Source organism: Prevotella sp. P2-180 (assembly GCF_002251435.1).
GTDB lineage: Bacteria > Bacteroidota > Bacteroidia > Bacteroidales > Bacteroidaceae > Prevotella.
Genome location: NZ_NPJI01000023.1, coordinates 14,100 through 27,696, shown reverse-complemented (window position 1 = coordinate 27,696; position 13,597 = coordinate 14,100). Strand labels below are relative to the sequence as shown.

The following is a 13,597-nucleotide window of genomic DNA, read 5'->3' as shown; positions in this document are numbered from 1 at the left end:
TTATTTAACTCCTTGACCCTATATAGAGACAAACCATACCCAGGAGTACAAGCGCGAGGTCGACCACCTTGGACTTTAGGTTTTTTTCGTGGAATGCTAAGGCTGCGAAAAGGAAACTCACCACCACGCTACCACGCCTAATCATCGATACTATACTAATCATGGCACCAGGTAACGACAGCGAGTAGAAGTAAACGAAGTCGGCGGCTGAGAGGAAGATGCTAATGAACACAATGCACCAGTGCCATCTAAACGGAGTTGTATTCTTTCTGTTTGGCCACCACAACAATAAAAGCATGGCACCCATCATGAAGCATTGGTAGATGTTATACCAGCTCTGTACTATCATTTTGTCGAGTCCCACTCCTCCATCTGCCGGTGAGGCCATGAGATATTTGTCGTATAGTCCGCTTACGGCTCCTAATAGAGCGGCACCCACTATCATCCATATCCAGTGGTCGCGCTTGAAGTCTATTCCCTCTTTTTTTCCGCTTCGGCTAAGCATGAAAAACGATATCACAGCCAATGCCACACCGAGCCATTGCCATATGTTGAGCCTTTCTCCAAATATCAGCAGTGCTCCCACGAGTACCATTACGGGGCGAGTGGCATTTATAGGTCCCACAATGGTTAGCGGCAAGTGTTTCATTCCGAAATAGCCTAATATCCAGCTACTCAATACGATAAAGCTTTTCAGCACTATATATTTATGAGTTTCCCAGCCACCGCTTGCTACATGAAATAGGCTTCCGTCAAGAGCGTCTGTTGTGTAGCTTACAATGATGAACGGCAGGAAGATGAGCGACGAGAACAACGTGTTCAGAAACAATATTGGTATCACGGCGTTGCCTTCCAGAGCCTTTTTCTTAAACGAATCATAAAAGCCGAGCAAAGCGGCAGAAAGAAATGCTAATATTAACCACATAACTCTTAACTTCAAAAACTAATACTCTACATTCTCGAGAAACAAGGCGTTGCCTGGCATTGATTCTCCTGCGGCAGTTCGTTTCCTGCCTTCTATCACACCTCTGAAATCTTCAATCGAGAGTCTACTCCGTCCTACATCGATTAGTGTTCCTACTACGGCTCTTACCATGTTTCTCAGAAATCTGTCGGCACTTATTTCAAAATACCACTCGCATGGCGAAGTCTGATGCCATTTGGCTTCTGTCACCTTGCATATCGTGGTCTTCACGTCAGAATGGCTTTTACAGAAAGCTCCGAAGTCAGAATACTCTTTAAGTATGCAGGCCGCCTTATTCATCTTGTTGAAGTCAAGAGAATATGGCAGTTGGTAGGAGTAATGTCTTAGAAAGGGGTTTTTGTGTGTGTGGACAAAATATCGGTAAGTGCGTCGTTTTGCGCTGAAACGGGCATGCATATCGTCAGTCACATTTTCTATTTTATATATGGCTATTGACCGTGGCACCATTCTGTTAAGTCGATAAGCCAACTGTTGGCAGTCCACGTCGCTATCACTGTCAAAGTGAGCCACCATCTTTCGTGCATGTACTCCCGCGTCGGTTCTTCCTGCGCCCACCACTTCCATAGGTTGTCTCATGAGTGTAGAGAGCGCTTTTTGCAGTTCTTCCTGTACAGAGTTGCCATTTGGCTGTATTTGCCATCCGTGGAAGTCAGTTCCGTCGTATGCGAGTGTTATGAAATATCTCATCAATAATATTTGTATAAATCCCTCGCATCGTGACAACAAGATAATAGTTTTCACGCTGCGAGGGATTTCTGATTCTTACAAGTTGGTTTATTGTATGTCCCAACCGATAGCACTTGCTCCTAGCACAGCAGCCGAAGCTCCGTCGAGTCCGCTAATGAGGAATTGGGCTTTTCCCTTGAATATTTCTTGTACGTGAGCGTCATAAGCCTCTTTTATAGGGTTCATGATGAGGTCACCAGCCTTTACGAGTCCTCCGAAGAAGATGAAAGCTTCGGGACTGCTGAATGCGGCGAAGTCGCAGCAAGCCTCACCGAGCATTTTTCCTGTGAACTGGAATATCTCGTTAGCTATTTTGTCTCCCTTTCCAGCAGCGATGCTCACGTCGAGCGAAGTGATGTTATCTGGATTGATTTCTCTTAAGAGCGAAGGCTCGTCAGTTTTTGATAGTATTTCTCGTGCGGTGCGTGCCACGCCAGTAGCCGAACAGTATGCTTCGAGACATCCAGTGCGTCCGCATCCACATAATCTTCCATCTTTGCCTCTAACCATTGTCACGTGTCCGAGCTCTCCTGCCATTCCGTCGCTACCGTAAACGAGCTGTCCGTTGATTACGATACCAGAACCTACACCCGTACCGAGAGTAATCACGATAAAGTTTTTCATACCTCTTGCCACTCCGTATGCCATTTCACCGATAGCAGCTGCATTGGCGTCGTTGGTCATGGCAACAGGAATGCCGAGTCTGTCGCTGAACATCTTTGCAAGTGGCACGACACCTTTTCCCCAAACAAGGTTAGGAGCATGCTCTATGCATCCATTGTAGTAGTTAGCGTTAGGAGCACCAATGCCCATTGCTTTGATCTTTTCGATTCCTCCCACTTGGTCGATGATTATCTGAAGTGCGTCGATAGACGCGTTGACATAATCATCCACGTTGTCGTAAATTTGTGTCTTGATGGCAGTGGTGGCTTTGATGTCTCCACGACTATCCACAATTCCGAATACTGAGTTAGTACCTCCCAGATCCAAGCCGATTACGTACGGCTTCATAACAGGTTGCGCGTTCATTATTTGATAAATTTTTGATATAGTTCTATGTTTTCGACGGCAAAGTTAGAAAAAATATGCGATTATTCAAAGATTTTGGGCAAAAAACTTGTGTGTTTAGCAAAAAATTTGCAATTTTGCAGTCGTTATGCCGTTTCAAATACATATAGACATATTGAATTTCATCTCTAAGGGGATGTTAATCGGAATAATCGCATCGGCTCCAATGGGGCCGGTGGGAGTGCTTTGTGTCCAGCGGACGCTGAACAAAGGCAGATGGTATGGGTTTATCACAGGTATCGGTGCTGCTGTAAGCGACATGATATATGCTGCCATTACAGGTTATGGCATGAGCTATGTGATGGATGTGTTGAGCAACCAGCAAACGAAGATGTATCTACAGATTGTGGGTAGCATTATGCTGTTGTTGTTCGGATTGTACACCTATCGTTCGGATCCAACGAAGAAAATTCACAACTCGGGCAATGGAAAAGGTACGTTATGGCACAATGGGGTCACCGCTTTTCTAGTCACATTCTCTAATCCGCTCATCATATTCCTCTTCCTCGCCTGCTATGCCCAGTTTGCGTTTGTCATGCCCAATCATCCTTTTGAGATGTTTGTAGGCTTCCTAAGCATAGTGTTCGGAGCATTGCTTTGGTGGTATGGGCTTACATGGCTCATCGACAAGATACGAGGAAAATTTGATGCCAACGGTATTAAAATCATCAACCAGTTTATCGGGTCGGTGGTGGTCTTGTGCTCCATCATTATGTTTTTGGGAACAGTGACAAACCTTTACAGATTTTTCAAGTAAAAAATTATTTTTTAGTTAGAATGTTTATTGCACAGGAATTAAGAAAAACAAATATTGCCGAGTATATCTTGTACATGTGGCAGGTGGAGGACACAATTAGGGCTTTTGGATGCTCGCTCTCGAGAATACGCCGTGAGTATATCGAAAAGTTTGACTATACAGACGAACAAAAGGAAGATGAGGCCGACTGGTTTGGCAATCTCATTAGGATGATGAACGAGGAGGGATGCAGAGAAAAAGGACATCTTCAGGTGAACAAGGCAACACTCTTGATGCTTGAAGACCTTCACGCCCAACTCTTAGGTAGCACAAAGTTCCCGTTCTATTCCTCAGAATATTATAAGGTGCTTCCTTATATTGTGGAACTGAGAAACAGGGGTGCTGTAAAGGAGGAAAACGAGATAGAAACTTGTTTCAACTCCCTTTATGGGGTGATGATGCTACGTTTGCAGAAAAAAGATATCAGTCCCGACACAGCACATGCTGTTAAGGAAATTTCAACTTTGATAGGAATGCTCAACGACTACTATTTCAAGGACAAAAGCGAAGGACTGGAGTTTTAAATCAAGATTTTCGAAACTTAAATAAATATAACAAACAATATGAACATACTGATTACAGGCTGCAATGGACAATTAGGCAACGAAATGCAGTTGCTGGAAAAAAACTATCCACAACATCAGTTTTATAATACCGATGTGGCAGAACTCGACATCACCGACCAGGCTGCCATCGAGAGCTTTGTGGCCGACAACGAAATTGACGGCATCGTAAACTGTGCTGCATATACGGCAGTAGACAAGGCTGAAAGCTCAAAAGAATTGTGCACATCGCTCAATACAGTGGCTCCCGCTTATCTTGCTGCCGCTGTTGAAAAACGAGGAGGATGGATCATACAAGTGTCTACCGACTATGTTTTTAACGGAAAGGCACACACTCCTTATAGAGAAGACGACACTCCTTCACCTGATAGCGTGTACGGAAGCACAAAACTTGCCGGAGAACTGGGAGTGCAGAAATTCTGCAGTCGTGCAATGATTATTCGTACAGCATGGCTCTATAGTACATTCGGCAACAACTTTGTCAAGACTATGCTCAGACTTGGAAAGGAGAAGCAACAGCTGGGAGTGATATTCGACCAGATAGGAACACCGACATATGCTGGCGATCTCGCCATGGCCATTATGACTGCCATAGAGAAAGGCATCGTGCCAGGAGTATATCATTTCTCCAACGAAGGCGTCATCAGTTGGTATGACTTCACTAAGGCCATCCATCGTATCGCAGGCATCACCACATGCCATGTGCGCCCTCTGCACACAAGCGAATATCCCACACCAGCCAATCGCCCGGCATATAGTGTGCTCGACAAGACAAAGATAAAGCAGACATATGATATTGAAATTCCATATTGGGAAGAGTCGTTGGCTAAGTGTATTGAAAAACTGAAATAACACTATGAGTAAGGAAATAGAAAGAAGAAGGACATTTGCTATTATATCTCACCCGGATGCCGGAAAAACCACTCTTACAGAGAAGTTTCTTCTCTTCGGTGGACAAATACAGGTGGCTGGTGCAGTAAAAAGTAACAAGATAAGAAAGACCGCCACTTCTGACTGGATGGACATAGAAAAGCAACGTGGTATCTCTGTGTCTACCAGTGTCATGGAATTCGACTACAAAGACTATAAGGTGAACATTCTCGACACTCCAGGTCACCAGGATTTTGCTGAAGACACCTTCCGTACCCTCACTGCTGTCGACTCAGCCATTATTGTCGTAGATGGAGCAAAGGGTGTGGAGACTCAGACACGCAAACTCATGACTGTATGCCGAATGCGTAACACACCAGTCATCATCTTCATCAATAAGATGGACCGTGAAGGACGCGACCCGTTTGACCTGCTTGATGAATTGGAACAGGAACTGGAAATCAAAGTCCGACCGCTTAGTTGGCCTATCAATCAGGGTGTAAAGTTCAAGGGTGTTTACAATATATATGAAGGTAAACTCGATCTTTTCACACCCGACAAGCAACGTGTGACCGAAAAAGTGGAGGTAGACATCAATAGCGATCAGCTGGATAGTCATGTAGGAGAGGCTGATGCCACAAAGCTGCGCGACGACCTTGAACTTGTTGATGGCGTTTATCCTGAGTTTGACATCGAGTCGTACAGGAAAGCCGAGGTAGCTCCAGTGTTTTTCGGTTCTGCACTTAACAATTTCGGAGTCGAGGAACTTCTCAACTGTTTCGTGGAGATAGCCCCCAGTCCTCGCCCCACAAAGGCCGAGGAGCGCATGGTAGACCCCGAGGAGAAGAAGTTCACAGGTTTCATATTCAAAATCACAGCCAATATCGACCCCAATCACCGCTCATGCATCGCCTTCTGCAAAGTGTGCAGCGGCAAGTTCGAGCGTAACAAGCCATATCTCCATGTGCGTCAGGGAAAGACTGTGAGATTTTCTTCGCCAACGCAGTTTATGGCACAGCGTAAGAGCACTATCGACGAGGCATGGCCAGGCGACATCGTTGGTCTTCCCGACAATGGGATATTCAAGATCGGCGACACCCTTACTGATGGCGAACAGCTTCATTTCCGCGGTCTGCCCAGCTTTTCTCCAGAGTTATTTAAATATATTGAGAATGACGACCCGATGAAGGCAAAACAACTTCAGAAAGGTATCGACCAGCTCATGGACGAAGGTGTGGCACAGTTGTTTGTCAATCAGTTTAATGGAAGAAAGATTGTTGGCACAGTGGGTCAGTTGCAGTTTGAGGTCATACAGTATCGTCTTGAAAACGAGTATAATGCGAAGTGCCGTTGGGAGCCAGTTCATCTGTATAAAGCTTGCTGGATAGAGAGTGACGACGAGGCTGAACTGGAGAATTTCAAGAAGCGCAAGTATCAGTATATGGCAAAGGATAAGGATGGTCGTGATGTGTTTCTTGCCGACAGTGGTTATGTCTTGAGCATGGCTCAGGAAGACTTCAAGCATATCAAGTTCCATTTTACGAGCGAGTTTTGATTATAAGAATAGAGAGAAGAATTATTTACCGACAATGAAAACAGAAGATGACATAAAAAACGCCGTAGAAGTGTTGAGACGTGGTGGGGTGATACTTTATCCGACAGACACTGTCTGGGGCATAGGATGCGATGCTACAAATGCAGATGCCGTGGCCAGGGTGTATAAGATAAAGCGCCGTGAAGACTCAAAGGCTCTTATCTGCCTTGTAGACAGCGACGCCCGACTCCAGCGCTATGTGCGCAATGTACCATCGGTGGCATGGGAACTGTTTGACTGTGTCGACAAACCCACCACCGTCATTCTCGACGAGGCAGTAAATCTTGCGCCTAATCTCGTAGCCGCTGACGGGAGCATAGGAATACGCATCACCCAGGAGGCATTCTCAAAGTCTTTGTGCTATCGGTTTCAGAAGGCTATCGTATCAACGTCGGCCAACATCTCCGGCGAACCAACGGCCCAAAACTATTGCGACATTTCACAGGAAATAATCGACGCAGTGGACTATGTCTGCTGGACCCGCCGACAGGAACACAAACCACACCGCCCATCAAGCATCATCAAACTTGGCAAAGGCGGTGAAGTGGAGATAATAAGAAAATAAACATGATTGAAACAAATACAAAGGAAGGACTTTTCAGACGGTTCTGCCGCTGGCGTGAGGAACATGTCAGCGAAAGGGCTTTTGTTCTTGCACTTGCCTTCCTAGTAGGTTTCTTCTCCGCCATTGCTGCATTTGTGCTTCACTGGGTCATCAACCAGATTGCGGCCCTTCTGACCAGCTCATTCGACAAGACTGGTGCCAACTGGCTCTACCTCGTCTATCCCGTTGTGGGTATCTTCTTCACATCGCTCTTTGTGAGATATATTGTGAAAGACAACATCAGCCATGGCATTACCCGCATTCTTTATGCCATAAGTAGCAAGAGAAGCAGATTGAGAGGACATAACTGCTGGTCGTCGGTGGTAGCGTCAGGCATCACCATCGGTTTTGGAGGCTCTGTAGGAGCTGAGGCTCCTATTGTGCTCACAGGTTCTGCCATAGGATCCAATTTAGGCAAGCTCTTCCACATGGACAACAAGACGCTTATGCTTCTTGTGGGCTGTGGTGCCGCAGGTGCCATATCAGGCATCTTCAAAGCTCCCATAGCAGGCTTGGTGTTCACACTTGAAGTGCTGATGATCGACCTCACCATGGCATCTCTTCTTCCTATCCTTGTCTCTTGTGTCACCGCCACCTGCTTCACCTACATCTTCCGTGGCTCCACCTCGCTGTTCTCTTTTTATCTTGACATAGAGTGGCCAGTGGAACGTGTGCCTGCCAACATACTTCTTGGAGTGTTCTGCGGTTTGGTGAGCCTGTATTTCATTCGTACGATGACATTCTGCGAAAACATCTTCGCCAAGTTCAAAGACAAGCCTTACATGAAACTGCTTCTTGGTGGTAGTGTCCTTAGCCTTCTCATCTTCCTTTTCCCTTCGCTTTTCGGCGAGGGCTACAGGTCGATAAACCTTCTTCTCAACGGAAAGACACAGGCCGACTGGGATGGCGTAATGAGCAATTCGCTTTTTGCTGGCGAGACCAATATGCTTGTGGTCTATGTAGCCTTGGTAATTCTGTTTAAGGTTTTTGCCACCTCGGCCACCAATGGTGGTGGAGGTTGTGGTGGTACGTTTGCGCCCAGTCTGTTCATAGGATGCTTCAGCGGTTTCCTTTTTGCCCGCTTGTGGAACATATATAATATAGGTGTATATGTGCCAGAGAAAAACTTTGCCCTTTTGGGCATGGCAGGCGTGATGTCGGGAGTGATGCATGCTCCGCTCACAGGTATCTTCCTCATAGCCGAGACTACAGGAGGTTACAACCTTTTAGTGCCTCTTATGATAGTGAGTGTATGTTCTTATCTCACCATCTACATATTCGAACCACATAGCATCTATGGTATGCGACTGGCAAGGCAGGGAAAGCTAATCACCCACCATACCGACCATGCTATTCTTACACTTATGAGCCTCGACAGTGTGATAGACCGCAACTATTTGGCTGTAGATCCAGATATGGAGCTTGGCACCATAGTACATAAGATAAGCCGTAGCCGCACCAGTTTCTTGCCTGTTGTTGACCCGGCAGGCAGTCTGATAGGTGAGATCGACATTACCAAAATTCGTCACGTGGTGTTCCGCATAGAGCTATACCATCATTTCAAGGCCCGACAACTTATGACCCAGCCGTCAGCAGTGCTTAACGACGATGCCCCTATGACCGACGTGATGAAGGTGTTTGACCTTACACATGCCGACTGGCTTCCAGTTCTCGACCACGACCGGCATCTGAAAGGCTACATCTCACGCCAGCGTATGTATGGCATGTATAGAAAGATGGTGGCTGATATGAGTCAAGACTGACAAGTAGACAAGCAAAATACAATTATGAAAAAAGAAGATTTACGCATAGTGTTTATGGGAACACCCGAGTTTGCTGTCGAGACACTCGACGCACTCGTAAGTAACGACTATAATGTGGTGGCTGTGGTCACGCAACCCGACAAACCCGTTGGCCGTCATGGCAGTGTGCTACAAGCCTCGGCAGTGAAGCAGTATGCCATAGAACATAACTTGCCTGTGCTTCAACCCGTGAAGATGAAGGATGAGAATTTTCTCCATCAGCTCCGTTCCTTCAATGCCGACCTGCAAGTGGTGGTGGCATTCAGAATGCTTCCAGAAGTGGTGTGGGATATGCCCGAATACGGCACCTTTAATGTGCATGCAGCCCTGCTGCCACAGTATCGTGGAGCAGCACCCATCAACTGGGCCATCATCAACGGAGAGACACGCACTGGCGTCACCACATTCTTCCTCGACCATGATATAGATACAGGTCGCGTTATTATGCAACTGCCGTTCGACATCCATGACGACTATAACGTGGAGAATGTCTACGACGGACTTATGCGTCTCGGTGCCGATATTTGTCTTCGGACGATAGAAAAAATCATAGCCTCCGACGGACATCCAGATGCCATGTCGCAGCAAGAGATGATTACTTCTGGTGAGCAACTCAAGTCTGCGCCGAAGATATTCAAGGAGACATGTCGCGTTGACTGGACAAAACCCGCCAAACAAGTGTATGACTTCATTCGCGGACTGAGTCCTGTTCCTGGCGCATGGGCAATGCTCACATTGCCAGGAGGCAAAGACACTGTGCTGAAGATATATTCAGCAGCACGTGAGGAAAAGTCCTTTAACGCCGAACCGGGAACGATGTTTGTCGACGGACGAAAGCTCATTGTGGCATGTGGCGGATCTACAGCGTTGAGGCTATTGGAGGTGCAGTTAGCAGGAAAGAAGCGCATGGCTGTATCCGATTTTCTCAATGGAATGAAAGGTCTTGAGGGCAGTATGGTTAAGTAGTGTATTTTTTTATAGGCAGATATAATAAAAGGGTAGGATGTTGCGTTTCTATTAATATAAACATCAAATTATTTTGCCTATGAAGAAAGCATCTACTCAATTAGAACAAGTACAACCAAGCGAGAAAGTAATTGAAATGATTTTGCTTCTCGCCCATTCATATCGCCCTTTCAGTCATGGAGGCGGCGGTACATTACCGATTTATTATAGTTAACTAAATCCCAAGATATGACAATAGTATCTCCTTCATTGTTGTCGGCCGATTTCCTACATCTAGACCGCGACATTGACATGATTAACCAAAGTGAGGCAGAATGGCTTCACCTTGACGTGATGGATGGTGTCTTCGTGCCCAACATCTCTTTTGGTTTTCCAGTGCTTGAGGCAGTCGCGTCGCGATGCCGCAAAGCGCTTGACGTACATTACATGGTAGTACACCCCGAACAGTACATAAGTCGCACAGCAAAACTTGGCGCCATGATGATGAATGTCCACTACGAGGCGTGTACCCACCTTCACCGCACCATACAGGCAATCCACGATGCAGGCATGAAGGCTGGCGTTACTCTCAATCCCTCTACACCAGTGTCTACTCTTGAAGACATAATAGAAGATGTGGACATGGTTCTGCTTATGAGTGTCAATCCAGGCTTCGGTGGGCAGAAGTTTATCGAGAACACCATATCGAAGGTGAGTCGGCTGAAGACCATGATAGCCGAAAGTGGCTCGAAGGCTTTGATCGAAGTGGATGGAGGTGTACAGGCCGAAACAGCCCCGCGCCTTGTCAAAGCAGGTGTCGACGTGCTGGTAAGCGGCAGTTATGTGTTTAAGTCATCAGACCCTATGGCAATAATAAAAGGCTTGCGCGAACTATAGTGTTCGGCAAGCCTTTTGCTATTTCTTTTTTTAGTTAGAGACTATTGTATTTTTTTGCCATGCGTCTCATGTTCAGTATGGCATATCTCATTCTTCCCAACGAAGTGTTGATGCTCACATTGGTCAGTGAGGCAATCTCCTTAAACGACTTGTCTTCAAAATATTTCATGTATACCACTTCCCTTTGCAACTCAGGAAGGTGATTCATGAGTTTCACGGCGCTATCTTTCACCTGTGTGTTCACAATAGTAGTTTCCGCGCTCACGTCTGTAAGTTGTGGAAGGTACATCTTTGTGATGTCGTTGTTGTTGTTAAGGTCAGCTGCCAGAATTCTGTCTTTCCTAAAGTGGTCGATGAGTATGTTGCGAGTTATAGTAGACACCCAGTAGCTGAAAAATCCCTTGCTGGTATACTTTCCTTCCCTGAGTCCCACAATAATTCTCACAAAGACATCTTGAAAGATATCCTCTGCAGTCGATTTCTCTTTTGTCATCGAAAAGATGTATTTGAACACTTTTTCCTTGTAGCGTTCCAAGAGTTTGTCGAAGGCATAGTCGTTGCCCGACATGTATTCCATGGCCAACTCTTCGTCGGTCATTGCGTTTAATTGTTTCATTTACTTAATTTTTTTTATTAAGTAGACTTTCTCAATAGGCGATATGTGTTAATTATATGGTTTGACTATGATATTTGCTGCAAAATTATACCATTTTACTTAAATAAGCAAATTTTCTTTTGATTTTTTGCGATTTATCACAAAAAAAATGGTAATTTTGCATTTAAAATCTAACATTAACATAACTTCTATATATGAAACAACTCTTCGTACCAGGTCGTCTGTGTCTTTTTGGAGAACATTCAGACTGGGCTGGACATTATCGTACAATGAATGCCGACATAGTACAAGGTGCTGCTATTGTCACTGGAATAGAACAAGGCATTCTGGCTGATGTTGAAAAATCACCCGTATTTAAACTTACAAGCGAAGCACCGGAGATAGCCTCTTTTTGGCAAGACTTTTCGTGTCGCATGCAGGACCAAGACCTGAAACATGTGGCTAAGTCGGGGTCATTTTTTTGCTATTGTGCCGGTGTAGCGTCATATATTCTCGAATGGTATAAGGTTGGTGGCATACATATTCATATCAAGTCGATGTCATTGCCTATCAAGAGTGGACTGTCAAGTAGCGCAGCTATATGCGTGCTTGTTGCAAGGGCGTTTAACCAGTTATACAAACTAAACCTCAACACCTTGGGTGAGATGAACATAGCCTATTTGGGCGAATTACGCACCCAGTCTCGTTGTGGACGACTCGACCAGGCTTGCGCCTTCGGTTCAAAACCAAGTCTCATGCACTTCGACGGCGACGAGATAGACGTGAAGGCTCTGAACATCAAGAAACACCTCTACTGGGTGTTTGCCGACCTTTGTGCCAGCAAGGACACTATACGCATTCTTAGCGACCTTAACCGAGCTTATCCCTTTGCCGTAGACGAGGCTGGACGCAGAGAACAGGCTGCCCTTGGTGAGAAAAACCTTGATATCGTGAATCGTGCCGTGAGTTACATGGCCAATGGCGAAATAGAATCCTTAGGTCGTCTCATGACAGAGGCAGAGAGTCTTTTTAATTCCGACGTGGCTCCAATGTCAGAAGCCCTAAAAGCTCCCAAACTTCAACGCACTCTCAACGATCCCAATATTCTTCCCCTCGTATATGGCGGCAAGGGTGTAGGTTCTCATGGAGATGGTTCGGTGCAGTTTCTTGCCCGTAATGAGGAGTGCCAACTCAAGTTAGTCGACTATCTTAACTCCAGTGGCATGCAGGCATATAAACTCACCATGTGTCCTGTACATACCGTACGGAAAGCCATTATCCCAGTGGCTGGTTATGGCACACGACTCTATCCTGCCACACGATGCATGAAGAAAGACTTCTTCCCCATACCCTGTCCTGATGGCATGGTGCGTCCTGTCATCCTCATCCTTCTTGAGGAGCTTGTTGCGAGCGGTATAGAGGAAATATGCTTGGTGCTTGGTTCTGAGGAGGAAAGACAATTGTATCGTGACTATTTCGAGACTCCACTGTCTAAAGAGCATCTCTCTAAACTTAGTCCAGCGGCCTTGGATTATGAAAATCATATCCAAAACATAGGAAAGCGCCTGCAGTATGTCATACAGACTGAGAAACTGGGCTTTGGTCATGCTGTATATCAGACTCGTGATTTTGCCGGCAACGAGCCAGTACTGCTAATGCTTGGCGACACGCTCTATCGCAGTGCCACCAACAAGCCGTGCGCTCTTCAGCTTATTGAGAATTTCGAACTCTATAGCAAACTCACTGTCAGCGTCCATCCCATCCCACTGGCCGAGGTGAGTCGTTATGGCATACTTAGTGGTGTGTGGGAAGACAAGAAACGCACTGTCATGAACGTGTCGCAGATGGCTGAGAAACCCACGGTGGGTTATGCCGAGGAGTTTCTTGGTATTAATGGTCCTGATGGTCAGAAGGAGTATTATTCTGTTTTCGGACAATACATCCTTACCCCCGAGGTGTACGAACAACTTGCCGCCGACATTATTGAACACTATGAAAACAGCGATAGCACTCGCGAGATTGAACTCACCACCGCCCTTGAGGCTGTGCGTCGCAATTATGGCATGGTGGGTGTGAGAATAGAAGGCGAAATGTTTGACATGGGCAATCCTGCAGCATTGAAAAATGTGTATAGGAAGTATTGATAGTGAGA

The 13,597-nt window shown here is 46.0% G+C and carries 13 protein-coding genes; 9 read left to right on the top strand and 4 right to left on the bottom strand.

What is annotated here, in order from left to right; translation table 11 throughout:
* Positions 1-4: 4 nt before the first annotated feature.
* The 3 genes from CIK98_RS03075 to CIK98_RS03065 all read right to left on the bottom strand — a co-directional run bounded on the left by CIK98_RS03075 (position 5) and on the right by CIK98_RS03065 (position 2,740).
* Entirely contained in the window at positions 5-925 is a 921-nt protein-coding gene (locus tag CIK98_RS03075) for a DMT family transporter (RefSeq protein WP_094382818.1), read from the bottom strand.
* Between the two features lie 18 nt (positions 926-943).
* Positions 944-1,675 carry a tRNA pseudouridine(38-40) synthase TruA gene (gene truA, locus CIK98_RS03070; protein WP_094382817.1) on the bottom strand — a complete coding sequence of 244 codons (732 nt, stop codon included), beginning with the start codon at positions 1,673-1,675 and terminating at the stop codon, positions 944-946.
* Positions 1,676-1,759: 84 nt separating this feature from the next.
* The gene (locus tag CIK98_RS03065; RefSeq protein WP_094382816.1) at positions 1,760-2,740 is read right to left on the bottom strand and encodes an ROK family protein; all 981 of its coding nucleotides are present in this window, start codon (positions 2,738-2,740) and stop codon (positions 1,760-1,762) included.
* Between the two features lie 127 nt (positions 2,741-2,867).
* Here CIK98_RS03065 and CIK98_RS03060 point away from each other — a divergent pair, with 127 nt between their 5' ends.
* From CIK98_RS03060 to rpe, 8 genes are all read left to right on the top strand, one after another.
* Positions 2,868-3,536 (top strand): LysE family translocator, encoded by a 669-nt coding sequence (locus CIK98_RS03060; RefSeq protein WP_094382815.1) that lies wholly within the window; start codon positions 2,868-2,870, stop codon positions 3,534-3,536.
* Between the two features lie 20 nt (positions 3,537-3,556).
* Positions 3,557-4,099: a DUF4924 family protein gene (locus CIK98_RS03055; protein ID WP_094382814.1), complete on the top strand. Its 543-nt coding sequence runs from the start codon at positions 3,557-3,559 to the stop codon at positions 4,097-4,099.
* A gap of 39 nt (positions 4,100-4,138) precedes the next feature.
* A complete protein-coding gene (gene rfbD, locus CIK98_RS03050) occupies positions 4,139-4,990 on the top strand; it encodes a dTDP-4-dehydrorhamnose reductase (RefSeq protein ID WP_094382813.1) in 852 nt (283 codons plus the stop codon).
* 4 nt (positions 4,991-4,994) lie between these two features.
* Complete coding sequence (locus CIK98_RS03045) at positions 4,995-6,563, top strand: peptide chain release factor 3 (RefSeq protein WP_094382812.1); 1,569 nt, start codon at positions 4,995-4,997, stop codon at positions 6,561-6,563.
* A gap of 34 nt (positions 6,564-6,597) precedes the next feature.
* The gene (locus CIK98_RS03040; protein ID WP_094382811.1) at positions 6,598-7,167 is read left to right on the top strand and encodes an L-threonylcarbamoyladenylate synthase; all 570 of its coding nucleotides are present in this window, start codon (positions 6,598-6,600) and stop codon (positions 7,165-7,167) included.
* A gap of 2 nt (positions 7,168-7,169) precedes the next feature.
* The gene (locus CIK98_RS03035; RefSeq protein WP_094382810.1) at positions 7,170-8,969 is read left to right on the top strand and encodes a chloride channel protein; all 1,800 of its coding nucleotides are present in this window, start codon (positions 7,170-7,172) and stop codon (positions 8,967-8,969) included.
* Positions 8,970-8,993: 24 nt separating this feature from the next.
* Entirely contained in the window at positions 8,994-9,974 is a 981-nt protein-coding gene (gene fmt, locus CIK98_RS03030) for a methionyl-tRNA formyltransferase (RefSeq protein ID WP_094382809.1), read from the top strand.
* 228 nt (positions 9,975-10,202) lie between these two features.
* Positions 10,203-10,850 (top strand): ribulose-phosphate 3-epimerase, encoded by a 648-nt coding sequence (gene rpe / locus CIK98_RS03025; RefSeq protein WP_094382808.1) that lies wholly within the window; start codon positions 10,203-10,205, stop codon positions 10,848-10,850.
* A 34-nt stretch (positions 10,851-10,884) separates the two neighbouring features.
* Here the strand turns inward: rpe and CIK98_RS03020 are convergent, their stop codons facing one another.
* Complete coding sequence (locus CIK98_RS03020) at positions 10,885-11,466, bottom strand: RNA polymerase sigma factor (RefSeq protein WP_094382807.1); 582 nt, start codon at positions 11,464-11,466, stop codon at positions 10,885-10,887.
* 194 nt (positions 11,467-11,660) lie between these two features.
* Between CIK98_RS03020 and CIK98_RS03015 the strand changes: the two genes are divergently transcribed.
* Positions 11,661-13,589 carry a sugar phosphate nucleotidyltransferase gene (locus CIK98_RS03015; protein WP_094382806.1) on the top strand — a complete coding sequence of 643 codons (1,929 nt, stop codon included), beginning with the start codon at positions 11,661-11,663 and terminating at the stop codon, positions 13,587-13,589.
* Positions 13,590-13,597 lie beyond the last annotated feature (8 nt).

Coding starts and splice junctions, on each gene's coding strand:
- fmt (WP_094382809.1), top strand. CDS start 8,994: ATGAAAAAAGAAGATTTACGCATAGTGTTTATGGGAACACCCGAGTTT.
- CIK98_RS03075 (WP_094382818.1), bottom strand. CDS start 925: ATGTGGTTAATATTAGCATTTCTTTCTGCCGCTTTGCTCGGCTTTTAT.
- CIK98_RS03055 (WP_094382814.1), top strand. CDS start 3,557: ATGTTTATTGCACAGGAATTAAGAAAAACAAATATTGCCGAGTATATC.
- CIK98_RS03045 (WP_094382812.1), top strand. CDS start 4,995: ATGAGTAAGGAAATAGAAAGAAGAAGGACATTTGCTATTATATCTCAC.
- CIK98_RS03015 (WP_094382806.1), top strand. CDS start 11,661: ATGAAACAACTCTTCGTACCAGGTCGTCTGTGTCTTTTTGGAGAACAT.
- CIK98_RS03040 (WP_094382811.1), top strand. CDS start 6,598: ATGAAAACAGAAGATGACATAAAAAACGCCGTAGAAGTGTTGAGACGT.
- CIK98_RS03060 (WP_094382815.1), top strand. CDS start 2,868: ATGCCGTTTCAAATACATATAGACATATTGAATTTCATCTCTAAGGGG.
- rpe (WP_094382808.1), top strand. CDS start 10,203: ATGACAATAGTATCTCCTTCATTGTTGTCGGCCGATTTCCTACATCTA.
- CIK98_RS03035 (WP_094382810.1), top strand. CDS start 7,170: ATGATTGAAACAAATACAAAGGAAGGACTTTTCAGACGGTTCTGCCGC.
- rfbD (WP_094382813.1), top strand. CDS start 4,139: ATGAACATACTGATTACAGGCTGCAATGGACAATTAGGCAACGAAATG.
- CIK98_RS03020 (WP_094382807.1), bottom strand. CDS start 11,466: ATGAAACAATTAAACGCAATGACCGACGAAGAGTTGGCCATGGAATAC.
- CIK98_RS03065 (WP_094382816.1), bottom strand. CDS start 2,740: ATGAACGCGCAACCTGTTATGAAGCCGTACGTAATCGGCTTGGATCTG.